Genomic DNA, 24,877 nt, shown 5'->3' with positions numbered 1-24,877 from the left:
GCCTCCCCGGGCCGAGGTCCACCCGTTCGGGTTACGCCCGGTGTCAGCGCTTTCGAACACCTTCGGCAAGGTCGGCCGCCAGCGAACGGACGGCCGCGAGGCCCGCCGCCTCGTCGGGGGCGTCCAGCATCCGCTTGACGAAGGCCGAGCCGACGATGACGCCGTCGGCGAAGCCCGCGACCTCGGCGGCCTGGGCCGCGTCGGAGACGCCGAGGCCGACGCAGACCGGCAGCTCGGTGGTGGCGCGGGTGCGCCGCACCAGGTCCTGGGCCTGCGCGCCGACCGAGGCGCGGGTGCCGGTGACGCCCATCAGGGAGGCCGCGTAGACGAAGCCGGAGCCGGCCGCCGTGATGGTGGCGATCCGCTCGTCCTTGCTGCTGGGCGCGACGACGAAGACGGTGGCGAGGCCGTGCCGCTCGGCGTGCTCGCGCCACAGCGCGGACTCCTGGACCGGCAGGTCGGGCAGGATGCACCCGGCGCCGCCCGCCTCGGCCAGCTCGGCGGTGAAGCGCTCGACGCCGTACCGGTCGATCGGGTTCCAGTACGTCATGACGAGGATCGGCGCCCCGGTCGCCTCGTACGCCTCGCGGACCGTGCGCATCACGTCGGCGATCTTCACGCCGCCGCGCAGCGCGATATCGTCGGCGGTCTGGATGACCGGGCCGTCGAGCACGGGGTCGCTGTGCGGCAGCCCCACCTCGACGACGTCGGCGCCGCCCGCGACCACGGCCTTGACGGCCTCGATGCCGCCGTCGACGGTCGGGAAGCCGGCGGGCAGGTACGCGATCAGCGCGGCCCGGTCCTCGGCGCGTGCGGTGGCGAGCGTGGTGCTCAGCAGCTCGGTGTTGCCGCTCACTGGGCGTCCCCCTCGATCTCCGCGTTCTCGCCGTCGGCGTCCGCCTCGACGGCCGCGTCCGTCTCGTACAGCCCGAAGTAGCGGGCCGCCGTGTCCATGTCCTTGTCGCCGCGGCCGGAAAGGTTGACCAGGATCAGCCCGTCCCTGCCCAGCTCCTTGCCGACCTCCAGGGCCCCGGCCAGCGCGTGTGCGCTCTCGATGGCCGGGATGATGCCCTCGGTACGGGAGAGCAGGCGCAGCGCCTGCATGGCCGCGTCGTCGGTGACCGCGCGGTACTCGCCGCGGCCCGCGTCCTTGAGGTACGCGTGCTCGGGACCGATGCCCGGGTAGTCGAGGCCCGCCGAGATGGAGTAGGGCTCGGTGATCTGGCCCTCCTCGTCCTGGAGGACGTAGCTGCGCGAGCCGTGCAGGATGCCGGGCTCGCCCGCGGTCAGGGTCGCCGCGTGCTCCCCGGTCTCCACGCCGTGTCCGGCGGGCTCGCAGCCGATGAGGCGGACGCCGGCGTCGGGGACGAAGGCGTGGAAGAGGCCGATGGCGTTTGAGCCGCCGCCGACGCAGGCCACGGCGGCGTCCGGCAGCCGGCCGGCCCGCTCCAGGATCTGCCGCCTGGCCTCGACGCCGATGACGCGGTGGAAGTCGCGGACCATCGCCGGGAAGGGGTGCGGGCCGGCGACCGTACCGAAGAGGTAGTGGGTGCGGTCCACGTTGGCGACCCAGTCGCGGAACGCCTCGTTGATGGCGTCCTTGAGGGTGCGGGAGCCGGACTTCACGGCGATGACCTCGGCGCCCAGCATCCGCATCCGCGCCACGTTCAGCGCCTGCCGCCGGGTGTCGATCTCGCCCATGTAGATGGTGCAGTCGAGGCCGAAGAGGGCGCAGGCGGTCGCGGTGGCGACGCCGTGCTGGCCGGCGCCGGTCTCGGCGATGACGCGGGTCTTGCCCATGCGGCGGGTCAGCAGTGCCTGACCCAGCACGTTGTTGATCTTGTGGGAGCCGGTGTGGTTGAGGTCCTCGCGCTTGAGGAAGATCCGGGCGCCGCCCGCGTGCTCGGCGAAGCGCGGGACCTCGGTGAGGGCGCTGGGGCGGCCGGTGTAGTGGACCATCAGCTCGCCCAGCTCGGCCGCGAAGGCGGGGTCGGCCTTGGCCTTCTCGTACTCGTCGGCGACCTCGTCCACGGCGGCGACGAGCGCCTCCGGGATGAACTTTCCGCCGTAGGCGCCGAAATATCCCTCGGCGCTGGGGATCAGACCCTCGGGGTCCGGGATGAAGAATTCGGACGACATCTGGGATGTGCTCCTCGTCATGGCATGGGTGGATTCACCGTGTGCGCCGTGGGCGGAGCGCCGCCTCGGCCGGGGGCCGGGGCGGATGCGGACGCACGGAACCGGGCCCTCGCGGGCAGGGGTGTCGCGGCGGCCGGGGCTCGCTCTACTGCGCGGGCCCCGTGCGCCATCGCATGCCGTTGACCTGACCGGGCTCGTCACCGATCACGTACCGCACCCTACGGCCGTGCACGCGGCGTGCCGGGGCCCGGCAGCCGCGGTGCCACGTGGGCAGTGCGCAGCGCATCGGCTCGGGGTGCGGGAGGGACACGGCGCGGCTCAGCCCCGGCCGTGCCGCAGGGCGGGGTGGGCGCCGGCGGCGACCAGGTCGGCGACGGCGGTGCGCGGGTCGCGGCCGGTGACCAGGGACTCGCCGACGAGCACGGCGTCCGCGCCGGCGTTGGCGTAGGCGATGAGGTCGTGCGGGCCGCGGACGCCGGACTCGGCGACCTTGACGATGTGGTCGGGGATCTCGGGGGCGACGCGCTCGAAGGTGGAGCGGTCGACCTTGAGGTCCTTCAGGTTGCGCGCGTTGACGCCGATGATCCTGGCGCCCGCCTCCACGGCGCGCTCGGCCTCCTCCTCGTCGTGCGCCTCGACCAGCGGCGTCAGGCCGATGGACTCGGCGCGCTCGATGAGGGAGACCAGCGCCTCCTGTTCGAGGGCGGCGACGATCAGCAGCACGAGGTCGGCACCGTAGGCGCGGGCCTCCCACAGCTGGTACGAGGTGACGATGAAGTCCTTGCGCAGGATCGGGATGTCGACCTTGGCGCGGACGGCCTCCAGGTCGGCCAGGGAGCCGCCGAAGCGGCGCTCCTCGGTGAGGACGGAGATGACGGACGCCCCGCCGGCCTCGTAGTCCGCGGCGAGCGCGGCCGGGTCGGCGATGGCGGCGAGCGCTCCCTTGGAGGGGCTGGAGCGCTTGACCTCGCAGATGACGGTGACGCCCTCGCCGCGCAGGGCGGCGACGCCGTCCTTGGCGCGGGGGGCGCGGGCGGCGCGTTCCTTGAGCTCGTCGAGGCTGACGCGCGCCTGCCGCTCCGCGAGGTCGGCGCGGACGCCGTCGATGATCTCGTCGAGCACACTCACGCGAGCGGCCCCCTTCCGGAACGGTGACAAGGAACGTAACAGGCCACAGGATCAGCCACTTAGATGGTATCCGCAGGAGGCCGCTGGGCCCGCATCCGGCCGCCGCCTGTCCCACAACCTGGGCATTCAGGGGGCGAGCGCGGTGCCGAACGGCAGGTTCCGGACGACGGTGAAGATCAGCAGTACGGCTCCGATCCCCCACCAGTGGACCGGCCGCAGAGCGAACCGCCAGGGCTTCCCGGTGGCCTCGCGGACCATCCACACCGCCCAGAGCACGGCGAAGATCCCGTAGCCGACGACGGCGAGCGCGTTGGAGCCGAAGGCCGCCGCCAGGTCGCCGTGGGCGAAGGCGTGGGCGCTGCGCAGTCCGCCGCAGCCGGGGCAGTAGATGCCGGTGAGCCGCAGCAGCGGGCAGACGGGGTAGTGGCCCGGCTGGTTCGGGTCGACCGTGGCGACGTAGCCGAAGGCGCCGACGACGGCGGCCAGGACGCCCGCCGGGGTGGCGATCCGGCGCAGCCGCGAGGCGCCGGCGGGGGCGGCGGGAAAGAGCGGCGGGGGGCCCGCCGGTTGGCCGGGGGCGGCCGCCGGGGCCTGCGGGGGGCCCGGAGCGGGCCCGGGGGCCGGGCTCGGGGGCGGTCCGGCGTTCACCGGGCGGGGGCCGGGCGGTGTCGGTGCTGCGGCGGGGGTAGGCGATGCGTCCACCCGGTGATTGTCGCCTCCGACGCGCGAAGGCGCAGCCCGGTCCGGGCTGCGCCTCGTGTGCGTGGGTTCCGCAAGGTCAGGAGGACTGCGCGTGGCCGGCGCGGGCCCTGGCGGACGCCAGGTCCGCCGACTCCTTCGGCATGCCGAGGCCTGCGACCTTCATCGCGAGGCCGACGACACCACCGATGAGGACGACGCCGATGCCGGCCCAGAAGCCGAGCGGGTTGGCCGCGACCATGAAGACGCCCGCGACGCAGAAGCCGATGAAGGCGATGATGACACCGGTCCAGGCGGCCGGGGTGTGTCCGTGGCTGCTGCCCGCCATGAGTTGCTCCTCGTTGGTGTTGCGCTGTTGGAATCGCTCGGGTCGCTGTAGGCACGGCCGGTGCCGCTGTGGGTGCCGCTGTGCTGTGAGCTCAGGGCCATTGTCCCGTACGTGCGGGTAGGACGTGAGCTGGGGGTCATGCCTCGCGCGTCGGGTCCTCGCCGCGGTCCAGGGCCTTCCACAGGTCCTCGGGCCGGTCCGGGTCCGGGGCGCGGGGGGCCTTGCGGGGGCGCGGGGTGCCGTCGCGCTCGTAGCGCCCCGACATCGTGGGCCAGCGGCTGCCGTAACGCAGGGCGAACAGCCCGGCGAGCAGGATCAGCAGGCCGCCCGCGGCCGTGACGTAGGGCCAGGCGGTGTGGCTGAGGGCGGTGATGGTCGCCGCGCTGTCGCCGCTGGTCTGCGCCGCCTTCTCGTCGAGCGCGGCGCTGTCGGAGGCGCCGAGGAAGGCGCTCAGCGCGGCGCCGAGCCCGCTGAGCGCGAGCAGTCCGGCGACCACGCGCCGGCCGGCGGCACGGACGGCGAAGACGGCGACGAGGGCGGCCAGGCCGACGATCGCGAGGGCGGCGGGCAGTCCGGTGACGTCCTGCCCGTCGGCGCTCAGCGGCAGGGTGCCGCCGCCGACCGGGGCCTTGCCCTCGGCCCAGGTCTGCCCGGAGGCGAGCAGGACGACGGTCGCGCCGGCCGCCCCGAGGAGCAGGCCGGCGGCCAGGCTGCGGCGGCTTCCCGCGCTGTCGGGCGCGGCGGCGGCTTCGGCACGTGGCTGGGGTACGGGGACGGCACTCACGTACTCCACTATCCCTTACCGGCCCGCGGTGGCCCACCGCGGGCCGGTAAGGGGGCCGGCTCAGGCGCCGCCGAGCCGGTTGGCGGTGTGGACGGCGCGGAGCACCGCCGCCGCCTTGTTGCGGCACTCGTTGTCCTCGGCGACCGGGTCGGAGTCGGCGACGACGCCCGCCCCGGCCTGGACGTAGGCCGTGCCGTCGCGCAGCAGGGCGGTGCGGATGGCGATGGCGGTGTCGGAGTCCCCGGCGAAGTCGAGGTAGCCGACGCAGCCGCCGTAAAGGCCGCGGCGGGTGGGTTCCAGCTCCTCGATGATCTGCAGGGCGCGGGGCTTGGGGGCGCCCGAGAGGGTGCCGGCGGGGAAGCAGGCGGTCAGGACGTCGAAGGCGGTGCGGCCCTCGGCGACCTTGCCGGTGACGGTGGAGACGATGTGCATCACGTGCGAGTAGCGCTCGATGGACATGAAGTCGACCACCTCGACGCTGCCCGGTTCGCAGACCCGGCCCAGGTCGTTGCGCCCGAGGTCGACGAGCATCAGGTGCTCGGCGCGCTCCTTGGGGTCGGCGAGGAGTTCGTCGGCGAGGGCCTGGTCCTCCTGCGGGGTGGCGCCGCGGTGCCGGGTGCCGGCGATGGGGTGGACCATCGCCCGGCCGTCCTCGACCTTGACCAACGCCTCGGGGCTGGAGCCGGCGACGTCGAAGCCGTCGAACCGGAAGAGGTACATGTACGGCGAGGGGTTCGTGGCGCGCAGCACCCGGTAGACGTCGAGCGCGCTCGCCGTGCAGGCCGTCTCGAAGCGCTGGGAGGGCACGACCTGGAAGGCCTCGCCGGCCCGGATGCGCTCCTTCACGTCCTCGACGGCGTCCTGGTAGGCCCGGCCGCCCCACAGCGCGGTGTACGGGGGCAGCTCGGAGGGCGGCAGGGCGGCGGGGGCGTTCTCGACGGGGCGGCGCAGGTCCTGCTCCATCGCGTCGAGCCGGGCGACGGCGTCCGCGTACGCCTCGTCGACTCCGGTGGCCAGGTCGTTGTGGTTGATGGCGTTGGCGATGAGCAGGACGCTGCCGTCCCAGTGGTCCAGGACCGCGAGGTCGGAGGTGAGCAGCATCGTCAGCTCGGGCAGCTTCAGGTCGTCGCCGCCGCTGTCGCCGATCTTCTCCAGGCGGCGCACGATGTCGTAGCCGAGGTAGCCGACCATGCCGCCGGTGAAGGGCGGCAGGCCGGATTCCCGGTCGTGCGGGGTGTGCAGGGCCTCGATGGTGGCGCGCAGGGCGTGCAGCGGGTCGCCGTCGACGGGGACGCCGACCGGTGGGGTGCCGACCCAGTGGGCCTCGCCGTCGCGGGCGGTGAGGGTCGCGGCGCTGCGTACGCCGATGAAGGAGTAGCGCGACCAGGTGCGGCCGTTCTCCGCGGATTCGAGGAGGAAGGTGCCGGTGCGTTCGCCCGCGAGCTTGCGGTAGAGACCGACCGGGGTGTCGCCGTCCGCGAGGAGGCGGCGGGTGACGGGGATGACGCGCCGGTCGACGGCCAGCTTGCGGAACGTGTCGAGGTCCATGGCGGCAGACCCTACTGTCCGAGCGGGAGGACGTCGGCGTCGAAGCAGGTCCGGTCGCCGGTGTGGCAGGCGGCGCCGGTCTGGTCGACCTTGACGAGGACGGTGTCGGCGTCGCAGTCCAGGGCGACGGACTTGACCTGCTGGATGTGGCCGGAGGTGTCGCCCTTGACCCAGTACTCCTGGCGGCTGCGCGACCAGTAGGTGCAGCGGCCGGTGGTGAGGGTGCGGTGCAGCGCCTCGTCGTCCATCCAGCCCAGCATCAGTACCTCGCCGGTGTCGTACTGCTGGGCGATGGCCGGGACCAGCCCGTCGGCGCCGCGCTTGAGGCGGGCGGCGATGGCGGGATCGAGGTCGCTGGCGGGCCGGGGGGTGCCGGGCGTGGGCGTGCTGGTCATGGGCCCATTGTGCCGTGGTGGTGCGGGGCGTCCGGGCGTACGTCCACTGGGCGGACGGTGGACGGCGGTCGTACGCTGGCGGACATGTCGACCCATGCGAAGCGCGAACGACTTCTGCTCGCCGATCTGTTGGAGGCGGCGGGCCCGCAGGCCCCGACCCTGTGCCACGGCTGGACGGCCCGTGATCTCGCGGCCCATGTGGTGGTGCGGGAGCGGCGGCCGGACGCGGCCGCCGGGAGCATGATCGGCCCGCTGAAGAACCGGAGTGAGCGGGTCCGGGCCGAGTTCACCGCGAAGCCGTACGAGGAACTGATCCAGCTCATCCGTACGGGCCCGCCGCGGATGTCCCCGTTCGGGCTGAAGCAGCTGGACGAGGCGGCGAACACGGTGGAGTTCTACGTCCACGCCGAGGACGTGCGCCGGGCGCAGCCCGACTGGTCGGCGCGGGAGCTGGACCCGGTCTTCGCCGACGTCCTGTGGTCGCGTACGGAGAAGGCGGCGCGGATGCTGGGCCGCAAGGCGCCGGTGGGCCTGGTGCTGCGCCGCCCGGACGGGCAGACCGCGGTGGCGCACCGGGGGACGCCGGTGGTGACGGTGACCGGTGAGCCGGGCGAGCTGCTGCTGTTCGCGTTCGGGCGGCAGGAGGCGGCGCGGGTGGAGCTGGAGGGCGAGCCGGAGGCGATCGGCCGGGTGACGACGGCGAAGCTGGGCATGTAGCCCGCGTACGTGCGCCGGGCTCAGCGCGGGAGTTCCGCGCGGCGCAGCGGGGCGAGGGCGAGGCCGGTGAGGGCGCCGGCCGCGCACAGGGCGGCGCTGGCGACGAAGACCGGGCCGGTGCCCCACAGGGCGACGGCGGCTCCGGTGACGGGGTAGCTGAGCGGTGCGAGGGCGTGGGTGAAGAGCGTGGAGACCGAGGTGACCCGGCCGAGGTAGGCGGGCTCGGCCGCGGTCTGGACCAGCGCCCCGCACAGGGCGCCGCCGAGGCCGGCGAAGAGACCGACGAGGACGGCGACGCCCGCCGCGAGGGGTACGGAGGGTGCGTACGCGAGGGCCCCGATGGCGACCGCGCCGATCAGCACGGTGAGGCACATGGTGAGCCCGGCCCGCGGTGCCCGGCCGCGTACGGCGAGGAGCAGGGCCGAGGCGCCCGCGCCGATGCCGAAGGCGGCGACGACCCAGCCCATGCCCGCGGCGCCCCAGCCGCGTTCGTCGCTGAGCAGGATCAGGCCGAGGTTGAGGGGGCCGACGAAGCCCAGTTCGCTGACGGCCAGGACGAGCATCAGCGGGCCGAGCAGCGGGTGGCGGCGGATGTGGCGCAGCCCGTCGGCCAGTTCGCGCCGGGCGGTACCGGCGGGTTCGGCCGTGTCCGGCACGGGCAGCGGGCTCATCCGTACGGCCAGCAGGAGGGGCAGCGAGACGGCGAAGAGCACCCCGGCCGCGGCGAAGGCGAGGACCGGTCCGCCGAGGGCCACGGCGACGCCACCGAGCGGGGCGCCGACGACGTTGGCGGTGCGGGTGGCGAGGCCGCGCATGCCCTGGACGCGGGCGAGCTGGGAGGTGGCGGTGATCCGGGGCGGCAGGGCGCCGACGGCGGGCAGGAAGAGGGCGTCGACCGCGCCGAAGACGAGCGCGACGGCGACCAGCATCCACACCGTGGGCGAGGTGAGGAGCAGGGCCCCGGCCAGGCCGAGGATGACCAGACAGCGTGCGGTGTCGCTCGCGACCACCACGCGGCGCGGCCCGAGCCGGTCGGCGAGCACTCCCCCGCCCAGCAGCAGCACGGCCCGGGGTATGGAGCCCACGGCGAGCACCAGACCGGTCTGCGAGGCGCTTCCGGTGCGGGCGGCGGCCCAGGCGAGGGCCATGTAGTAGACGCTGTCGCCGATCATGGACGCGGTGTACGCGCCGAGCCAGCGCAGGACGTTGCCGTCGCGGTGGGCCGGGCGGGCGGGCGCCTCGGCGGCGGGCAGGGTGGCGGTCACGGGGTCGTCCTCTCGGGGCGCCGGATCAGGTCCGGAACGGGAAGCCGTACAGGTGGAGGGCGACGTTCTCGCGGTTCTCGGTGTCGCCGGCCTCCTCGCGGGCGCGGCCCCGCTCCTCGTACCGCTTGACGAGCGCGTCCATCTCGCGCTCCAGGGCAGCGAGTTCGTCGGGGGTCAGCCGGGCCAGGTACTCCGAGCTGAAGGAGGCCTTGCGCCACTCGGGCGCCCAGCTGCGGTGCGCGTCGAGGTGGCGGCGGTACATCTCGACGTGCTGGTCGAAGGAGAGCCGGCCGACGGCGGCGTGCGTGGCGACCTTCTCGGGCGCGTCGCTGAAGTCCTCGTCGTGGAAGCGCAGCCCCTTGGACGCGGGCTGCCACCAGCGCTCGCGGGCGTCGCTGCCCCTTCCCTCGGCCTCCTCGATCAGACCGTGGTCGGCGAGCTTGCGCAGGTGGTAGCTGACGAGCGAAACCGCTTCGTCGACCTGCTCGGCGAGCTGGGAGGCGGTGGCCTGCCGGGCGATGTACAGGGCTCGGTACAGCTTCATCCGCAGGGGGTGCCCGAACGCCTTGAGGGTGCCGAGGTCGGACACCCGGCGTGATTCGTTGCTTGCCATGCCTGCGACAGTAGATAGGAAAGGAAAGTTGCGCAATATCTGTTGCGCAATAAAAGTTGTACGAATCCGGGGTGTGTCGTCCCCCATGTCCGCGCCGCCCGCTCGCGGAACGCCGCCCCGGCCCGGGCGCCTGGCCCCCGCCCAGCCGGTGAGCAGGCGGCAGGCGGCCAGGACCCGAACAGGGGCCGGGGGCGGGCGAGTTCGAAGTCGCCGCCCGCCCGGCGAGGAGCGCGGTGGGCGGGAGGCCGTCGCGCAGCACCGGTCGGGGGCGAGGGGCAGGGGGCCAGCCGCGGCACACAGCAGGGCGTGCAGCCCGCTGTGGGGCAGCCACCGCTCGGCGGGGGCGGCGCTGGCGTACAGGGCGGGTCCGGTGCGCCGCTCACGGTGGGCGGCGGCGGTCCGGTGCGCCGCTCACGGTGGGCGGCGGCGGTCCGGTCCAGCAGGGCGGTGCGGCCGGTGCCGGGCGGCGCGGCGAGGACCAGGGCTCCGCCGTCGCGCTGCTGAAGCCGCGTCAGGAGTACCGCGAGGGCAGCGAGTTCACCGCTTCGGCCGTACAGCCGGGGCGGACTGTGCACGTTCGTGGGGGGAAAGTCACGCCCGACACGTCACGTCCGGGTGCGGGGGCTCGGAAGACAGGCGCCGGCCTGCGGGGCGCCCTCCGAAGGAGAGACGCCCCGGGCTGTGCGTCCGCACAACCGGTCCGGGTCAGCGGACCGGGTGCCCGGCCTCCTCCAGGGCGCCCTTGACCTCGGAGATCCGCAGGTCGCCGAAGTGGAAGACGGACGCGGCCAGGACCGCATCGGCCCCGGCGTCGACGGCCGGCGCGAAGTCCGCGAGGCGGCCCGCGCCACCGGAGGCGATGACGGGGACGCCGACGTGTCCGCGTACGGCGGCGATCATCTCGGTGTCGTAGCCGTCCTTCGTGCCGTCGGCATCCATCGAGTTGAGCAGGATCTCGCCGGCGCCGAGCTCGGCGGCCCGGTGGGCCCACTCGACGGCGTCGATGCCGGTACCCCTGCGGCCACCGTGCGTGGTGACCTCGAAGGTGCCGGCGGGGGTGCGCCGGGCGTCCACGGAGAGCACCAGGACCTGGCGGCCGAAGCGCTCGGCGATCTCCCGGATCAGCTCCGGGCGGGCGATGGCCGCCGTGTTGACACCGACCTTGTCGGCGCCGGCCCGCAGCAGCTTGTCGACGTCGTCCGGGGTGCGGACTCCGCCGCCGACGGTGAGCGGGATGAAGACCTGCTCGGCGGTGCGGCGCACCACGTCGTAGGTGGTCTCCCGGTCGCCGCTGGAGGCGGTGATGTCCAGGAAGGTCAGCTCGTCGGCGCCCTCGGCGTCGTACAGCTTCGCCATCTCCACGGGGTCGCCCGCGTCGCGCAGGTTCTGGAAGTTGACGCCCTTGACGACTCGGCCCTTGTCCACGTCGAGGCAGGGGATGACGCGTACCGCGAGGCTCATCGGGCACCCGCCCGGTATGCCTCGACCTCGACCTCGACGACGAGGCCGGGGTCCACGAATCCGGACACGACGACCATGGAGGCGGCGGGGCGCACGGCGTCGAACAGCTCCTTGTGGGCGCGGCCGACCTCCTCCGTGTCCCGGGCGTGCATGACGTACATCCGGGTGCGGACGACGTCCTCGCGGCCGAGGCCCAGCTCCTTCAGCGCCTCGAAGGCGACCCTGAAGGCGGTGACGGTCTGCTCGTAGGGGCCGCCGTCGGCGACCTCACCGCCCACCACCGACGTACAGCCGGCCACCAGCACCAGGCCGTTCGGCAGTTCGACCGCGCGGGAGTAGCCGAACTTCTCCTCCCACGGGGCGCCGGAGGAGACGCGGCGTACGGATTCGGTCATGCGGAGACCGCCTCCAGCGCCTCTTCGAGGGTGAACGCCTTCGCGTACAGGGCCTTGCCGACGATGGCGCCCTCGACGCCCGCCGGGACCAGCGAGGCGATGGCCCGCAGGTCGTCCAGCGAGGAGACGCCGCCGGAGGCGACGACGGGCTTGTCGGTGGCGGCGCAGACGTTCTTCAGGAGTTCCAGGTTGGGGCCCTGGAGCGTGCCGTCCTTGGCGATGTCGGTGACGACGTAGCGGGCGCAGCCCTCGGAGTCGAGGCGGGCCAGCGTCTCGTAGAGGTCGCCGCCGTCGCGGGTCCAGCCGCGGCCGCGCAGCGTGGTGCCGCGCACGTCGAGGCCGACGGCGATCTGGTCGCCGTGCTCGGCGATGACCTTGGCGACCCACTCCGGTGTCTCCAGCGCGGCGGTGCCGAGGTTGACCCGGCGGCAGCCGGTGGCGAGGGCGGCGGCGAGCGAGGCGTCGTCGCGGATGCCGCCGGACAGCTCGACCTTGATGTCCATGGCGCCGGCCACCTCGGCGATGAGCGCGCGGTTGTCGCCGGTGCCGAAGGCGGCGTCCAGGTCGACCAGGTGCAGCCACTCGGCGCCGGCGCGCTGCCAGGCGAGTGCGGCCTCCAGCGGGGAGCCGTAGGAGGTCTCGGAGCCGGACTCGCCGTGCACCAGGCGGACCGCCTGGCCGTCGCGGACGTCTACGGCGGGGAGCAGTTCAAGCTTCGGCATTACAGCGTCTCGATCCAGTTGGTCAGCAGCTGGGCGCCGGCATCGCCGGACTTCTCGGGGTGGAACTGGGTGGCCCACAGCGCGCCGTTCTCCACGGCCGCCACGAACCGTTCGCCGTGCGTGGCCCAGGTGACCCTGGGGGCACGGATCTTCGCGTTGGTGACTTCGAGGCTCCAGTCGTGCGCCGCGTAGGAGTGCACGAAGTAGTACCGGGCCTCCGGGTCGAGTCCGGCGAACAGCTGGGAGCCCTCGGGGGCTTCGACGGTGTTCCACCCCATGTGCGGGACGACGTCGGCCTTCAGCGGGCCGACGGTGCCGGGCCACTCGTCCAGCCCCTCGGTCTCGACGCCGTGCTCGATGCCGCGCTCGAACAGGATCTGCATGCCGACGCAGATGCCCATGACGGGGCGCCCGCCGGCCAGCCTGCGGCCGATGACCCATTCCCCGCGGGCCTTCTTCAGGCCCTCCATGCACGCCGAGAACGCGCCGACGCCGGGCACCAGCAGCCCGTCGGCGTTCATCGCCGTGTCGAAGTCGCGGGTGATCTCGACGTCCGCGCCGACGTGGGCGAGGGCCCGCTCGGCGGAACGGACGTTGCCGAAGCCGTAGTCGAAGACGACGACCTTCTTCTTCGTATCCACGTGTCGGCCCCTAGTCCCAGAGTCCCTGGATGCGCAGGACGCCCGCCACCAGGCACATCAGGGAACCGATGGCGAGCAGGACGATGACGCCCTTGGGCATGCCCTGCTTGGAGAAGGAGTAGACCCCGCCGGCCAGGAAGAGGCCGACCAGGATCAGGATGGTGTTGAGGCCGGTCACAGGGCGCCCTTCGTGGAGGGGAGGATTCCGGCCGCGCGCGGGTCGTGCTCGCTGGCGTAGCGCAGGGCCCGGGCGAGGGCCTTGAACTGGCACTCCACGATGTGGTGGGCGTTGCGCCCGTACGGGACGTGGACGTGCAGGGCGATCTGCGCCTGCGCGACGAAAGACTCCAGGATGTGCCGGGTCATCGTCGTGTCGTAGGCGCCGATCATCGGCGCCATGTTCTCGGGCTCGGTGTGCACCAGGTAGGGGCGGCCGGAGAGGTCGACGGTGACCTGGGCGAGCGACTCGTCCAGCGGGACGGTGCAGTTGCCGAAGCGGTAGATACCGACCTTGTCACCGAGCGCCTGCCTGAAGGCGGCGCCGAGCGCGAGGGCGGTGTCCTCGATGGTGTGGTGGGAGTCGATGTGCAGGTCGCCGTCGGTCTTGACCGTGAGGTCGAACAGACCGTGGCGGCCCAGCTGGTCGAGCATGTGGTCGTAGAAGCCGACCCCGGTCGCCACGTCGACCTTGCCGGTGCCGTCGAGGTTGATCTCGACGACCACGGACGTCTCCTTGGTGGTCCGCTCCACTCGTCCTGTGCGGGCCTCGCGAGTCATGCGTCGTGCTCCTTCTTCAGTCCGCGCACCGCATCGAGGAACGCGTCGTTCTCGGCCGGGGTTCCTGCGGAGACCCGCAGCCACCCCGGTACGCCGTTGTCCCGGACCAGGACGCCCCGGTCGAGGATGTACTCCCAGGCGGTGTGGCTGTCGGCGAAGCGGCCGAACTGGACGAAGTTGGCGTCCGATTCGGTGACGTCGAAGCCGAGAGCGCGCAGCTCGGTGACGATCCGGTCGCGCTCGCTCTTGAGCTGCGCGACGTACCCGAGGAGCGTATCGGTGTGCTCCAGGGCGGCGAGCGCGGTGGCCTGGGTGACGGAGGACAGGTGGTAGGGCAGCCGCACCAGCTGGACCGCGTCCACGACGGCCGGGTCGGCGGCGAGGTAGCCCAGGCGGAGCCCGGCGGCGCCGAACGCCTTGGACATGGTGCGCGAGAGCACCAGGTGGGGGCGGCCCTCGATCAGCGGGAGCAGCGAGGCGTGGTGGCTGAATTCGCCGTACGCCTCGTCCACCACGACCATCGACGGCTTGGCCGCCTGCGCCGCCTCGTACAGCGCGAGGACGGTCTCGGCGTCGACGGCGGTGCCGGTGGGGTTGTTGGGGGAGGTGATGAAGACGACGTCGGGCCGCCGCTCGGCGATGACCGCGCGGGCGGTGTCCACGTCGATGGTGAAGTCCTCGTTGCGCGGCCCGGAGATCCAGCCGGTTCCGGTGCCGCGGGCGATGAGGGCGTGCATGGAGTACGAGGGCTCGAAGCCGATCGCGGTGCGCCCGGGTCCGCCGAAGGTCTGCAGCAGCTGCTGAAGCACCTCGTTGGAGCCGTTGGCCGCCCACACGTTGGCGGTCTCGACCCGGTGCCCGGCGGTGCGGGTGAGGTAGCGGGCGAGCTCGGTGCGCAGTTCGACGGCGTTGCGGTCGGGGTAGCGGTTGAGGTCGCGGGCGGCCTCGCGGACCCGTTCGGCGATGCGGTCGACCAGTGCTTCGGGCAGCGGGTAGGGGTTCTCGTTGGTGTTGAGGCGCACGGGTACGTCGAGCTGGGGCGCCCCGTACGGGGACTGGCCGCGCAGTTCGTCGCGGATGGGCAGGTCGTCCCAGGGGTTGCGGGTGGTGCTGTCCTTGCTCACTGCTGCGGAACCTTCCACCCGAACCTGGCCTTGAGTGCGGCGCCGTGGGCGGGGAGGTCCTCCGCCTCGGCGAGGGTCACCACGTGGTGGGCGACCTCGGCGAGCGCGTCGCGCGTGTAGTCGACGATGTGGATGCCGCGCAGGAAGGACTGCACGGACAGGCCCGAGGAGTGGCAGGCGCAGCCGCCGGTGGGCAGGACGTGGTTGGAGCCGGCGCAGTAGTCGCCGAGCGAGACCGGCGACCAGGGGCCGACGAAGACCGCCCCGGCGTTACGGACCCGGCCGGCGACGGCCGCGGCGTCGGCGGTCTGGATCTCCAGGTGCTCGGCGGCGTACGCGTCGACCACCTTGAGCCCGTCCTCCAGGTCGTTGACCAGGACGATCGCGGACTGGCGGCCGGCCAGCGCGGGCTCGATGCGCTCCTTGACGTGCTTGGTCGCGGCGACCTGCCCGGTCAGCTCGGCCTCGGTGGCGGCGGCCAGCTCCTCGGAGTCGGTGACCAGGACGGCGGCGGCCATCGGGTCGTGCTCGGCCTGGCTGATCAGGTCGGCGGCGACGTGCACCGGGTCCGCGGTGGCGTCGGCGAGGACGGCGATCTCGGTGGGGCCGGCCTCGGCGTCGATGCCGATGCGGCCCTTGAGGAGGCGCTTGGCGGCGGCGACGTAGATGTTGCCGGGGCCGGTGACCAGGTTCACGGGCAGGCAGTCCTCGGTGCCGTACGCGAACATCGCGACGGCCTGGGCGCCGCCGGCCGCGTAGACCTCGTCCACCCCGAGCAGCGCGCAGGCGGCCAGGATGGTGGGGTGCGGCAGGCCGCCGAATTCCTTCTGCGGCGGGGAGGAGACGGCGATGCCCTCGACGCCCGCCTCCTGAGCCGGCACCACGTTCATCACCACGGACGAGGGATAGACCGAACGCCCGCCCGGCACGTACAGACCGACGCGCTCGACCGGCACCCACTTCTCGGTGACGGTGCCGCCGGGGACGACCTGGGTGGTGTGCGTGGTGCGGCGCTGGGCGCGGTGGACGAGGCGGGCGCGGCGGACCGACTCCTCCAGGGCGGCGCGGACGGCCGGATCGAGCTCTTCGAGCGCCCGGGCGAGGGCGGCGGCGGGCACCCGGACCGACTCGATCCGGACGCCGTCGAACTTCTCCCCCCAGTCGATCACTGCCGCCGAGCCACGATGGCGTACGTCCTCGCAGATGGGCCGCACCGTCTCCAGGGCGGCTTCCACGTCGAACTCGGCACGGGGTAGCAGGTCGCGCAGGGCGCCGCCCTCGGGGAGGGCATCGCCGCGCAGATCGATTCGAGAGATCACACCGCAATTCTCGCAGACCGCCGCGAGCGCCCGGACGGCCGTATCACTGGCTGATACATGTCCCTGTTGTGACGGCTGACTATATGCGTTCATCCGGTCACTCAGAGGGAATAACGGGATCACGCCTCCGAACGAAAGGGGCACCGGTGACGGAGCGGCACGACGGGGATCTTCCGGACGGCCTCAGCGCGGCCGAGCTGGGCATGTGGCAGTCCTTCCGGAACGGCACGACCTACGACCTGCGGGTCGGCGACAAGGCCCGCGACGATCCTTTCGCCCCGCACGAGTGGGGGCCCGAGCGCAGTGTGGAGGCCCGGGTCGTCGCCCGGCTGCTGCTGAGCGGTCCGCCGGCCCGGCCCGGCCGGGTGACGGCCCTGAAGCTCAGGGGCGTACGGATCACGGGAAGGCTGGACCTGGCGGGCGGGCGCGTCGATCCGTACGTGGAGCTGACCGGCTGCCGGTTCGACGAGGAGGTGGCGCTCCCCGAGTGCCACTTCACGACCCTGCGCCTGGTGGGGTGCGCGCTGCCCCGCCTGGAGGCGGCACGGCTGCGCACCGAGGGCGATCTGCACCTGCCGCGCTGCCGGGTGGAGCGCGGCATCCGGCTGACGGACGCGCAGATCGGTACGGATCTGCTGCTCAGCCAGATCGACATCGGTCCGGACCGGCAGGGACGGGCCCTGCTCGGGGACGGGCTGACGGTCGCCCAGGACCTCCAGGCCGAGATGATCGAGACGCTGGGCGAGCTGAGCCTGCGCGGGGCGAAGGTGGGCGGTTCGCTGAGCCTGCGCGGCAGCCGGCTGCGCGCCGGCCAGGGCCGCCGCGCGCTGAACGCGCCGCAGCTGAGCGTGGAGCGGACGCTGTACATGAGCGAGGCGTGGGTCAGCGTGGACACGGGGAACCAGGGCACCACTCCCCCCTACGGCATCGCCGCCTCCCCGACGCCGGCCCGCGGCACCCGCTCGCAGGTGTTCCGCTGCCGGGGCGGGGTGCGCCTGGACGACGGCCGGTTCGGTGACGCGGTGGACCTGCACAAGGCGGTCTTCGTGCTGGACACGCACGAGGAGCTTTCGCTGCGCCGGATGGTCACCCCGGAGCTGCGGTTCAACTCCGAGCGCCCGGCCCGGGGGCGGGTCGTGCTCAACGGGGCGAAGGTCGTCACGCTGATCGACGTGTCGACGAGCTGGCCGGGGCCCGGCGGTCTGGCGATGGGCGGGTTCGTCTACGAGAACCTCGTCCCGTACGGGCACTTCCCGCTCTCCCGGCGCCTGGAGTGGGTGGCGGCGGCCACCCCGGAGTACGTGCCGGAGCCGTACGAGCGGCTGGCGGCGGTGCTGCGCAGCAGCGGTGAGGACGCGGACGCCCGGGAGGTGCTGCTCGCCAAGCAGCGCCGCCGCCGCGAGACGCTGCCGCCCGCCGGGAAGCTCTGGGGCTACCTCCAGGACTGGACGGTGGCGTACGGCTACCGGCCGGGGCGGGCGGCGGTGTGGATGGCGGTGCTGTGGGCGGCGGGGACGCTGGCGTTCTCGCGGTACGACCCGGCGTCGCTCAAGGGCGAGGAGCATCCGCAGTGGAACGCGGCGCTGTACGCGCTGGACCTGCTCATCCCGGTGATCGATCTCGGCCAGGACGGCTACTGGCGGATGGAGGGCGGCTGGCAGTGGACGGCGGCCGCGCTGATCCTGCTGGGCTGGATACTGGCCACCACGGTCGCGGCCGGCGCCTCCCGGCTGCTGCGCCGCAGCTGACGGCGGTAGCGGCGGGGGGCGCGCCCTTGCGCGGCGGGCCCCACAGCCTCCCCCGGCGCCGGACAGACCACGGACCTTCTGCCCACCACCGGCGAGTATCAGCCAGAATCCGCACTTTCCTTTACTTCATCTTGACTGGGGCCCGGACAACTCATCCACTCGGCACCAAAGCTTCACAGCGCTCCCCTGGCGCCCACCCCCACCAGCGCTTTTCAATGGTCTGCACCATGCCTTTCCTCCGCGCTCTGCTCCGTACCGCGCGCGTGATCCGGAACACCCCGGCGCTGTCCTCCGGGTTGCCCGCGGACCATGCGGTGCTGCTCGACGCCCCCGACGAGCGGCTGTCGCCCGCGCTGGTGGCCGCCGCCGCCGGGGAGTACGAACCGGCCGCGAAGCTGCTGGCCACCACCCGGGACGGCGCCGAGTGGGAGAGCCGGGACCGCTATCTGAAGCGGCTCGTCGCGTTCGCCCGCAGCCGGGACGGATGGCTCGGCCACTGGCTGTCCGCCGCCCCGCGCGACCCCGACGCCCTGCTGGTCAAGGCCCAGCTCGCCGTCGACCGCGCCTGGGAGTCACCGGCCCGTGCGGAGCAGCTGCGCGAGGTGGGGCCGATGATCACGGCCGCCGCGCACAGCGACCCGCGCGACCCGGTGCCCTGGCGCCTCGCGCTGGACCACGCCCGGGGCACCCAGGCCACGCACACCACGTTCGAGGCGCTGTGGGAGCAGGCCCTGCAGCGCTCCACGCACCACTACGGCTGCCATGTCGCGGCCCTGCAGTACCTGTCGGCCGCCTGGTACGGCTCGCACCGCGAGTGCTTCGACTTCGCCGAGCGGGCCGCCGAGGACTCGCTGCCCAGCTCCCTGGTCCAGGCGCTGCCGCTGCGGGCCGCGTTCGCGATGCTGGCCGAGGGGTCCGGGGCCCGGTCCACCTCGGTGCAGGAAGAACGCGTCGACGCTGCGGCGGACCTGGCGATCGCGCTGTCCGCCGCCTTCGCGCCCGGCGACCCGTGGCCGGCCGAGGTGCGCAACCTCCTCGCGTACGTGCTGGTGGCACGGGGCCGGTGGGACGAGGCGCTGGAGCAGTTCCGGCGGATCGGGCCGCACGCGGCCTCGTTCCCGTGGGCCTCGGTGTCCGGCGATCCGCTGGGCCGGTTCCTCGACGCGCGGGACAGCACACGGCTCCGGGTGGCCTCCGCGACACCACTGCGCCATGGGGCCGGACGAGGACGGACGCGCGGCCATTACGCTTGACCGCTGTGACCACCGCTCGCCTGCCTCTGTTTCCGCTGAACGCGGTGCTGTTCCCCGGCCTCGTGCTGCCCCTCAACGTCTTCGAGGAGCGGTATCGCGCCATGATGCGCGCGCTCCTGACCATCGACGAGGACGAACCGCGCCGCTTCGCCGTGGTCGCCGTCCGCGACGGCCGCGAGACCGCCGCCACGGGCGTCGGCATGCCGGAGGCGGTGCGGGGGCCCGTCGAACGCGGCCCGGCGGACGGCTTCGGCGCCGACCCCGTCCAGGCGTTGCACCGGGTGGGCTGCATCGCCGACGCGGCGACCATCCGGGAGCGCGCGGACGGCAGCTACGAGGTCCTGGCCACCGGCACCACCCGCGTCCGGCTCCTCTCGGTGGACGCGAGCGGCCCGTACCTGACGGCCGAGCTGGAGGAGCTGGAGGAGGACCCGGGCGACGAGGCGGGCCCGCTAGCCGAGGGCGTCCTGCGGGCCTTCCGGGGCTACCAGAAGCGCCTGGCCGGGGCGAGCGAGCAGTCCCTCACCACGGGCGCCGACCTGCCCGACGACCCGTCCGTCGTCTCCTACCTGGTCGCCTCGGCCGTGGTCCTCGACGTCCCCACCAGGCAGCGCCTGCTCCAGGCCCCGGACACCGCGACCCGGCTCCGCGAGGAGCTGAAGCTCCTGCGCTCGGAGACCGCGGTCATCCGGCACCTGCCGTCGCTCCCGGCGGTGGATCTGACCGTCGCGCCGACCCACCCCAACTGACCGAGCGACCGGAGAACCGCGCCCCGTGGCGAAGAAGCAGAAGAAGCGGCCCCAGTCCGGCGGCACCCCCGCCACGGTCGCCCTGACCGCGGCGGGCACCACGTTCACGGTGCACGCGTACGAGCACGACCCCGCCTCCCCCTCCTACGGCGAGGAGGCGGCCGAGGCCCTGGGCGTCTCCCCCGACCGCGTCTTCAAGACCCTGGTGGCCGACGTGGACGGCCGCCTGACGGTGGCGGTGGTCCCGGTGGCCGGCTCCCTGGACCTCAAGGCCCTGGCCTCGGCGGCAGGCGGCAAACGCGCCACGATGGCGGACCCGGCCGCGGCGGAACGCACCACGGGCTACGTACGAGGCGGAATCTCCCCCTTGGGCCAACGCAAGCGCCTCCCCACGGTCCTGGACGCCTCGGCCCGCGCCCACCCGACGATCTGCGTATCGGCGGGCCGCCGGGGCCTGGAGGTCGAACTGTCCCCCGAGGACCTGGCTGCGCTGACGGGGGCGGTCTTCGCGGAGATCGGGCGCCCGTAATCCGAGGGGCCCCGCCCTCCGACGCCCCGGTTCCGTCCTCAAGCGCCGGACGGGCTGGATTTTCCACCCCGTCCGGCGCTTGAGGACCGGAGCCCGGGACGAAGCAACCCGGCCCATCCCAGCCCGCCCGGCACTTGAAAACCCGAGCCCGAGGCGAAGCAACCCGGCCCATCCCAGCCCGCCCGGCACTTGAAAACCCGAGCCCGAGGCGAAGCAACCCGGCCCATCCCAGCCCGCCCGGCACTTGAGGACCGGGGTCCGGGGCGGAGCCCCGGTTTCGGGAAGGGGCGGGTAGGGGAACAAGCCCCGCGCAGCGGCCCCTCAGGCCCCCGCAGGCGGCACCGGCGGCACCGGCGGCCCACCCGACGAACCGGAGGGGGCGGAAGGCTCAGGCGCCCCCCAAGGCGAGGGCCCACCCGGCGCCGAAGGCGCAGGCGCCCCCCAACCCCCCGCGTAGGACCCCCACTCCCCCTCGAAATCCCGCGGCCCGAACACCGCCGTCACCCCCAGATGCACCGCCATCGCCGCCAGCCCCCAAGCCAGCAGCACCCCCTTCGCGTGCAGCTCCAGCGGCGCATCGAAGATCACGCCCTTGCCGACCTCACGCGCGTGGGCCACCACGTCGTCCGTCGGTCCCAGCCGCGCCCCGACCTGCCAGGCCAGCAGGGACCCGAGCACACTGCCCACCCCGAGCGCGACGGACACCCAGATTCCGCCGCGCCGCTGGAACCAGAAGACCAGGCCCGCCGAGACCGCCCCGAACGCCAGCCCGAGCAGGGCGAACGTGCCGTCGGCCCCGATCGCCTCCTCGCCCTCGCTGTCGCTGAGGAAGACGGCCGTGTTGTCGGAGACGAGCGGCACCCGGGGCGCCAGCCACAGCCACAGGAGCCCGAGCAGGACCCCCGAGACGGTCACCAGCGCCGCGACGACGCCCGCCCGGCGCAGATCCGTGGCCAGGTCCTCCTGCGGCTCCTTGTCCGACGCGGCCCAGTGGGAGCCGTGGGGACCGTAGGGCGCGTGGGGCCCGCCCCCGGCCGGCGGCTTCTGCCAGTCGTGGTGGGCGTCGGACGAGGGCCGGTGCGGCGGCGTCAGAGGTGCGGTCACCGTGCCATCGTGCCAGGCGCCGGCGAGCCGCGCCTCACCGGACCGCTGCCCGCCGGTACGCCCAGGTGGCCACGGCGAGCGAGACCACGCCGACGACGGCGCAGACGGCCAGGTCGAGGGCGACGACCGCCCAGTCGGGGTGGGCGTCGAAGGACCGGGAAAGCGCCTCGACCCCGTACGTGGACGGCAGCAGATCGCGCGCCCAGCCGATCGGCCCCGGCAGCCGGTCGGCCGGCAGGACGCCCAGCAGCAGCGCGGCGGACATGCCCAGCTGCCCCAGCAGCGTGGCGAGTTCCTGGCGCGGCGCGAGGAGCCCGAGGGCGGCGCCGAGGCCGGAGAGCGCCGCGCCGGAGAGGGGGACGACGGCGACGAGCACCCAGAGGTGGGTCATCGGCAGCCCGAACAGCACACTGCCGGTGACGGCGGTGACGACCGTGCCGGGCACGGTGAAGGAGGCGTACGCCCCGGCCGCCCCGAGCACCACGGCGGCGGGCGGCACCGGCAGGGTCGCGTAGTGGTCGAGCCCCCCGCCGGCCCGGAGCTGCCCGAAGTACTGGGCGAGCAGGTTCAGGGCGACGAAGGCGACGACCAGGACGCTGGACCCGGCCACGACGGCCCGCGCCTCGGAGCCGCCGTCCACGACCCCGCGCATCAGGATCATGATCCCGACGGACTGGAACGTCGCGACGAACAGCAGCGGAATGCGCGCCACCCGGGCCCGGGAGAGCTGGGCCCGGTAGACGGCGGCGAGCGAGGGGAACAGCCGGGCCCGGGGCGCGAGCGTCGCGGCCGCCCCGGCCACCGCACCGACGGCGCTCATGCCTTCACCAGTCCCTTGGTCGCGCCGCCGCCGAGGGCGAGGTAGACGTCCTCCAGGCTCGGCGTCGCCAGGCTGAAGTCGTCCAGCTCGGCGAAGGCCGCGCCGCCGGTCACCGCGGCGACCGCCGCCCGTGCCTCGTCGGGCGCGAGCCGCAGCGCCCAGCGGCGCCCGGACTCCTGCGCGCACGCGCGCAGGGCCGCGACCTCGGGGATCTCCAGGGGGGCGCGTTCGCGCCACACCAGTTCGACCCGGACCTCGCCGGCGACGCGCTCCTTGAGCCCGGCGGGGGTGTCGCAGGCGATGACCTTGCCGCGTTCGATGACGGCGACCCGGTCGAGGACGGTCTCGGCCTCGATGACGTTGTGGGTGACCAGCAGGACCGTCGCGCCGCGTTCGGCGCGCCGGCGGTCGACGGCGGCCCAGACGGCGCGCCGGGCCACCGGGTCCATGCCTGTCGTCGGCTCGTCCAGGACGAGCACCGGGCGCTCCCCGACGAGCGCGGCGGCGACGCAGGCCAGCCGCCGCTGGCCGCCGGAGAGCTTCTTCAGGGGCCGGCCCGCGATGTCGGCGAGGCCGAGCTCGTCCAGGACGGCGTCACGCTCGGCGCGGGCCTCGCGCGCCGGGAGCCCGCGCAGCCGCCCGGTGGTCTCGGCGGCGAGGGCGACGGTCAGCTCGTCCAGCGCGGTGGACTCCTGCCCGAGGTAGCCGATCAGCCGGGAGGCCCGCTCGGGGTGGCGTACGAGGTCGTGGCCCAGCATGTCGACGCTGCCGGAGTCGGGCCGCATGAGACCGGTGAGCTGACGGACGAGGGTGGACTTGCCGGCTCCGTTGGGCCCGAGCAGCCCGAAGATCTCGCCGCGCCGGACGTCGAGGCTGATGCCGTCGGTGGCGCGTACTTCCGGGGTCGCGGGCGTGCCGCGGCGACCCCGGGCCGGGGGGTAGGTCTTCACCAGATCACGCACCGCGCACACGGTGCCGGTCGCCGTCGGCGCCTGTGCTGTCCCCGTACTCACGAGGTACGAGGGTACGGGGTCCGGGGACCGGCATTACGCCCGGGGCCGCACCGATCGGACATCAACGCGGCAAACAGCGGGCGGGTTGAGCGGCCCGGGAAGTTTCTCGGACACCCCTTGGGTACCTCTCGGACGCCCCTTGGACACCCCCGGGGCATCAGTCCCCGGCGGGGCCCGCTTTCCCGGCCTTCTCCGTCGCCCGCTCCGCCGCCGGGACGTGGTCGGCCGCCGCCCGTACGTCGATCTCGCGCCAGAACCCCGCCCGGATCGCGTACCGGTCGTGCTCGTCGATCTGGTCGTCCTTGTGGGCGAGGAGCCCGAAGCGGGCCGCGTACCGCAGCAGTTCGCCGTCGATGCGGTGCGGGATGCGGGGGTAGAGGGTGGAGAGCTTCTGCAGGTGGCCGGTCTCCGGCAGCCGCTCCATCCAGCGCCGGGCAAAGACCTGTCCCACCTCGAAGGGGTCGCCGCCGACCGTGGTGATGTCCTCCTCGCGGTCGGCCCAGCGCTGTTCGGCGCTGGTGAGCTGGGCGAGCGTGGGCAGGGACGCGGTCTCGGCGGGTTCGCCCAGGGGGCCGCCGCGCTCGACCCAGCCCCGGTCGGACGACCAGCGCAGGGTCGCGCCGGCGGGCTGTGGGGCGGGCTGCCGGTCCGGCTGGCCGACGGGGCCGCGCAGGGTGCCGGCGAGGTCCTTCGGGGTGGGGACGCCCTTGCCGCCGTGGCTGTGCGGGGGCGCGGCGGCGGTGCTCTCGTCGGGCGGCGGGGCGGCCGCCTCGGTACGGGCGGCTTCGGCCCGCGCGGCCCGGGAGGCGCGCTCGGCGGAGGCGGCGAGGGCCGATTCGGGCAGCGGCGCGGACAGGATCGCGGCGATGTCGGGGCGCGTCACGGGCGCCGGGGCGCAGGCGCCGCCGGTCTCCTTGGCGCGTACGGCCTGGGTGATCCAGGCCCGGTCCAGGACGCGGCGCTCGTCGGCCTCGGCGACCAGGTCCTCGGACTGGTTGTAGTCGCCGTCGGCGGCCTGGACGGCCCAGAGGTGTACGGCGACGCCGTGTTCCTTGGCGGACATCAGGCCGGGCAGCAGGTCGCCGTCGCCGGTCACCAGGACCACGTCGGAGCAGGCCCGGTTGCGCGCCAGCTCGGTGAGCTCGGCGTGCATGGCCGCGTCGACGCCCTTCTGCGCCCACCGCCCGTCACTGCGGGTGAGGGCCCCCAGGCGCACCGTGACCCGCGGCATGACGCGCAGCCGGCGGTGTTCGGGCTGCGGTACGCGGTCGGGGGCGCCGTCGAACCAGTAGATCCGCAGCAGCGGCTGTTCGGTGTCGGCCTCGGCCCGCTCGCGCAGCTGCTGGATGAGGGCCGCGTGGTCGACGGTGATGCGGGACCGGGCGGGCTCTCCTGCCAGCAGACTCGCGGCTGCGCCCAGCAAATAGCCGGCGTCCACCAGGACGACGCAACGGTCCACGCGTTCCACCCTCTTCCAGGAATTCGGGAACGGGTTTTTCAAGGGTTCCTTCGAGTCTGCCCGACCGCGCCTGGGTTAACGGCCGGAACTCGATCATCGGCGTGGCGGATCGAGAAAAGCGCGCATCATACCCCGTCACTACGCACG

27 protein-coding genes are annotated in these 24,877 nt (G+C 73.8%); 5 read left to right on the top strand and 22 right to left on the bottom strand.

The features are described from left to right. Window positions 1-43: 43 nt before the first annotated feature. The 8 genes from trpA to hisI all read right to left on the bottom strand — a co-directional run bounded on the left by trpA (window position 44) and on the right by hisI (window position 7,021). A complete protein-coding gene (gene trpA, locus E6P78_RS17770; protein WP_136204579.1) occupies window positions 44-856 on the bottom strand; it encodes a tryptophan synthase subunit alpha in 813 nt (270 codons plus the stop codon). Next, window positions 853-2,139, bottom strand: coding sequence for a tryptophan synthase subunit beta (gene trpB / locus E6P78_RS17765; protein ID WP_136204578.1), 1,287 nt, complete (start codon window positions 2,137-2,139; stop codon window positions 853-855). Before trpB ends, trpA begins: the two co-directional genes overlap by 4 nt. A 318-nt stretch (window positions 2,140-2,457) precedes the next feature. Continuing rightward, the gene (gene trpC / locus E6P78_RS17760; RefSeq protein ID WP_136204577.1) at window positions 2,458-3,267 is read right to left on the bottom strand and encodes an indole-3-glycerol phosphate synthase TrpC; all 810 of its coding nucleotides are present in this window, start codon (window positions 3,265-3,267) and stop codon (window positions 2,458-2,460) included. 126 nt (window positions 3,268-3,393) lie between these two features. After that, window positions 3,394-3,969 carry a DUF2752 domain-containing protein gene (locus E6P78_RS17755; protein ID WP_240799248.1) on the bottom strand — a complete coding sequence of 192 codons (576 nt, stop codon included), beginning with the start codon at window positions 3,967-3,969 and terminating at the stop codon, window positions 3,394-3,396. Between the two features lie 76 nt (window positions 3,970-4,045). Then, window positions 4,046-4,294, bottom strand: coding sequence for an HGxxPAAW family protein (locus tag E6P78_RS17750; protein ID WP_136204576.1), 249 nt, complete (start codon window positions 4,292-4,294; stop codon window positions 4,046-4,048). A gap of 136 nt (window positions 4,295-4,430) precedes the next feature. Continuing rightward, a complete protein-coding gene (locus E6P78_RS17745; protein WP_136204575.1) occupies window positions 4,431-5,087 on the bottom strand; it encodes a TIGR02234 family membrane protein in 657 nt (218 codons plus the stop codon). Window positions 5,088-5,138: 51 nt separating this feature from the next. After that, a complete protein-coding gene (locus E6P78_RS17740; RefSeq protein ID WP_136204574.1) occupies window positions 5,139-6,626 on the bottom strand; it encodes an anthranilate synthase component I in 1,488 nt (495 codons plus the stop codon). A gap of 11 nt (window positions 6,627-6,637) precedes the next feature. Continuing rightward, window positions 6,638-7,021: a phosphoribosyl-AMP cyclohydrolase gene (gene hisI, locus E6P78_RS17735; RefSeq protein WP_136204573.1), complete on the bottom strand. Its 384-nt coding sequence runs from the start codon at window positions 7,019-7,021 to the stop codon at window positions 6,638-6,640. 84 nt (window positions 7,022-7,105) lie between these two features. On the opposite strand from hisI, the gene E6P78_RS17730 reads away from it, so the two are divergent. Continuing rightward, window positions 7,106-7,738 (top strand): TIGR03085 family metal-binding protein, encoded by a 633-nt coding sequence (locus E6P78_RS17730; protein ID WP_136204572.1) that lies wholly within the window; start codon window positions 7,106-7,108, stop codon window positions 7,736-7,738. A gap of 20 nt (window positions 7,739-7,758) precedes the next feature. Here E6P78_RS17730 and E6P78_RS17725 read toward each other — a convergent pair whose 3' ends face one another. The 10 genes from E6P78_RS17725 to hisD form a co-directional block, all read right to left on the bottom strand. Beyond that, window positions 7,759-9,003 (bottom strand): MFS transporter, encoded by a 1,245-nt coding sequence (locus E6P78_RS17725; protein WP_136204571.1) that lies wholly within the window; start codon window positions 9,001-9,003, stop codon window positions 7,759-7,761. A gap of 25 nt (window positions 9,004-9,028) precedes the next feature. Then, complete coding sequence (locus tag E6P78_RS17720; RefSeq protein ID WP_136204646.1) at window positions 9,029-9,616, bottom strand: helix-turn-helix domain-containing protein; 588 nt, start codon at window positions 9,614-9,616, stop codon at window positions 9,029-9,031. A gap of 705 nt (window positions 9,617-10,321) precedes the next feature. Beyond that, entirely contained in the window at window positions 10,322-11,077 is a 756-nt protein-coding gene (hisF, locus tag E6P78_RS17710; RefSeq protein WP_136204570.1) for an imidazole glycerol phosphate synthase subunit HisF, read from the bottom strand. Continuing rightward, on the bottom strand, window positions 11,074-11,472 hold the full coding sequence (locus E6P78_RS17705; RefSeq protein WP_136204569.1) for a RidA family protein: 399 nt from the start codon (window positions 11,470-11,472) through the stop codon (window positions 11,074-11,076). Before E6P78_RS17705 ends, hisF begins: the two co-directional genes overlap by 4 nt. After that, on the bottom strand, window positions 11,469-12,194 hold the full coding sequence (gene priA, locus E6P78_RS17700; RefSeq protein ID WP_136204568.1) for a bifunctional 1-(5-phosphoribosyl)-5-((5-phosphoribosylamino)methylideneamino)imidazole-4-carboxamide isomerase/phosphoribosylanthranilate isomerase PriA: 726 nt from the start codon (window positions 12,192-12,194) through the stop codon (window positions 11,469-11,471). Before priA ends, E6P78_RS17705 begins: the two co-directional genes overlap by 4 nt. Beyond that, the gene (gene hisH, locus E6P78_RS17695) at window positions 12,194-12,835 is read right to left on the bottom strand and encodes an imidazole glycerol phosphate synthase subunit HisH (RefSeq protein ID WP_136204567.1); all 642 of its coding nucleotides are present in this window, start codon (window positions 12,833-12,835) and stop codon (window positions 12,194-12,196) included. Before hisH ends, priA begins: the two co-directional genes overlap by 1 nt. A gap of 10 nt (window positions 12,836-12,845) precedes the next feature. After that, the gene (locus tag E6P78_RS32800) at window positions 12,846-13,013 is read right to left on the bottom strand and encodes a hypothetical protein (RefSeq protein ID WP_168712641.1); all 168 of its coding nucleotides are present in this window, start codon (window positions 13,011-13,013) and stop codon (window positions 12,846-12,848) included. Beyond that, on the bottom strand, window positions 13,010-13,612 hold the full coding sequence (gene hisB / locus E6P78_RS17690; protein WP_136204566.1) for an imidazoleglycerol-phosphate dehydratase HisB: 603 nt from the start codon (window positions 13,610-13,612) through the stop codon (window positions 13,010-13,012). Before hisB ends, E6P78_RS32800 begins: the two co-directional genes overlap by 4 nt. After that, window positions 13,609-14,736: a histidinol-phosphate transaminase gene (locus E6P78_RS17685; RefSeq protein WP_136204565.1), complete on the bottom strand. Its 1,128-nt coding sequence runs from the start codon at window positions 14,734-14,736 to the stop codon at window positions 13,609-13,611. Before E6P78_RS17685 ends, hisB begins: the two co-directional genes overlap by 4 nt. Next, window positions 14,733-16,055 carry a histidinol dehydrogenase gene (hisD, locus tag E6P78_RS17680; protein WP_136204564.1) on the bottom strand — a complete coding sequence of 441 codons (1,323 nt, stop codon included), beginning with the start codon at window positions 16,053-16,055 and terminating at the stop codon, window positions 14,733-14,735. The genes E6P78_RS17685 and hisD overlap by 4 nt, the downstream gene beginning before the upstream one ends. Window positions 16,056-16,201: 146 nt before the next feature. On the opposite strand from hisD, the gene E6P78_RS17675 reads away from it, so the two are divergent. The 4 genes from E6P78_RS17675 to ybaK all read left to right on the top strand — a co-directional run bounded on the left by E6P78_RS17675 (window position 16,202) and on the right by ybaK (window position 20,334). Continuing rightward, on the top strand, window positions 16,202-17,803 hold the full coding sequence (locus E6P78_RS17675; protein ID WP_136204563.1) for an oxidoreductase: 1,602 nt from the start codon (window positions 16,202-16,204) through the stop codon (window positions 17,801-17,803). 215 nt (window positions 17,804-18,018) lie between these two features. After that, window positions 18,019-19,056, top strand: a complete 1,038-nt coding sequence (locus E6P78_RS17670) for a hypothetical protein (protein WP_136204562.1) — start codon at window positions 18,019-18,021, stop codon at window positions 19,054-19,056. A gap of 5 nt (window positions 19,057-19,061) precedes the next feature. Beyond that, the gene (locus tag E6P78_RS17665) at window positions 19,062-19,805 is read left to right on the top strand and encodes an LON peptidase substrate-binding domain-containing protein (RefSeq protein WP_136204561.1); all 744 of its coding nucleotides are present in this window, start codon (window positions 19,062-19,064) and stop codon (window positions 19,803-19,805) included. Window positions 19,806-19,830: 25 nt separating this feature from the next. Continuing rightward, a complete protein-coding gene (ybaK, locus tag E6P78_RS17660; protein WP_136204560.1) occupies window positions 19,831-20,334 on the top strand; it encodes a Cys-tRNA(Pro) deacylase in 504 nt (167 codons plus the stop codon). Window positions 20,335-20,655: 321 nt separating this feature from the next. Here the strand turns inward: ybaK and E6P78_RS17655 are convergent, their stop codons facing one another. The 4 genes from E6P78_RS17655 to E6P78_RS17640 all read right to left on the bottom strand — a co-directional run bounded on the left by E6P78_RS17655 (window position 20,656) and on the right by E6P78_RS17640 (window position 24,739). Further along, on the bottom strand, window positions 20,656-21,438 hold the full coding sequence (locus E6P78_RS17655) for an ABC transporter permease (protein ID WP_136204559.1): 783 nt from the start codon (window positions 21,436-21,438) through the stop codon (window positions 20,656-20,658). 34 nt (window positions 21,439-21,472) lie between these two features. After that, entirely contained in the window at window positions 21,473-22,258 is a 786-nt protein-coding gene (locus E6P78_RS17650; RefSeq protein ID WP_136204558.1) for an ABC transporter permease, read from the bottom strand. After that, window positions 22,255-23,229: an ABC transporter ATP-binding protein gene (locus tag E6P78_RS17645; RefSeq protein ID WP_136204645.1), complete on the bottom strand. Its 975-nt coding sequence runs from the start codon at window positions 23,227-23,229 to the stop codon at window positions 22,255-22,257. The genes E6P78_RS17650 and E6P78_RS17645 overlap by 4 nt, the downstream gene beginning before the upstream one ends. Window positions 23,230-23,428: 199 nt before the next feature. Then, window positions 23,429-24,739, bottom strand: a complete 1,311-nt coding sequence (locus tag E6P78_RS17640; RefSeq protein ID WP_136204644.1) for an NYN domain-containing protein — start codon at window positions 24,737-24,739, stop codon at window positions 23,429-23,431. Between the last annotated feature and the right edge of the window lie 138 nt (window positions 24,740-24,877).

Origin of the sequence: Streptomyces sp. A0958, from assembly GCF_004795035.1 — a bacterium.
Classification (GTDB): domain Bacteria; phylum Actinomycetota; class Actinomycetes; order Streptomycetales; family Streptomycetaceae; genus Streptomyces.
Note: the sequence above shows the minus strand (reverse complement) of the source record. Positions and strands in the feature narration are given on the sequence as shown.

Coding starts and splice junctions, on each gene's coding strand:
- trpB (WP_136204578.1), bottom strand. CDS start 2,139: ATGTCGTCCGAATTCTTCATCCCGGACCCCGAGGGTCTGATCCCCAGC.
- E6P78_RS17750 (WP_136204576.1), bottom strand. CDS start 4,294: ATGGCGGGCAGCAGCCACGGACACACCCCGGCCGCCTGGACCGGTGTC.
- E6P78_RS17740 (WP_136204574.1), bottom strand. CDS start 6,626: ATGGACCTCGACACGTTCCGCAAGCTGGCCGTCGACCGGCGCGTCATC.
- hisI (WP_136204573.1), bottom strand. CDS start 7,021: ATGACCAGCACGCCCACGCCCGGCACCCCCCGGCCCGCCAGCGACCTC.
- E6P78_RS17730 (WP_136204572.1), top strand. CDS start 7,106: ATGTCGACCCATGCGAAGCGCGAACGACTTCTGCTCGCCGATCTGTTG.
- E6P78_RS17720 (WP_136204646.1), bottom strand. CDS start 9,616: ATGGCAAGCAACGAATCACGCCGGGTGTCCGACCTCGGCACCCTCAAG.
- hisF (WP_136204570.1), bottom strand. CDS start 11,077: ATGAGCCTCGCGGTACGCGTCATCCCCTGCCTCGACGTGGACAAGGGC.
- E6P78_RS17705 (WP_136204569.1), bottom strand. CDS start 11,472: ATGACCGAATCCGTACGCCGCGTCTCCTCCGGCGCCCCGTGGGAGGAG.
- priA (WP_136204568.1), bottom strand. CDS start 12,194: ATGCCGAAGCTTGAACTGCTCCCCGCCGTAGACGTCCGCGACGGCCAG.
- hisB (WP_136204566.1), bottom strand. CDS start 13,612: ATGACTCGCGAGGCCCGCACAGGACGAGTGGAGCGGACCACCAAGGAG.
- E6P78_RS17670 (WP_136204562.1), top strand. CDS start 18,019: ATGGTCTGCACCATGCCTTTCCTCCGCGCTCTGCTCCGTACCGCGCGC.
- E6P78_RS17650 (WP_136204558.1), bottom strand. CDS start 22,258: ATGAGCGCCGTCGGTGCGGTGGCCGGGGCGGCCGCGACGCTCGCGCCC.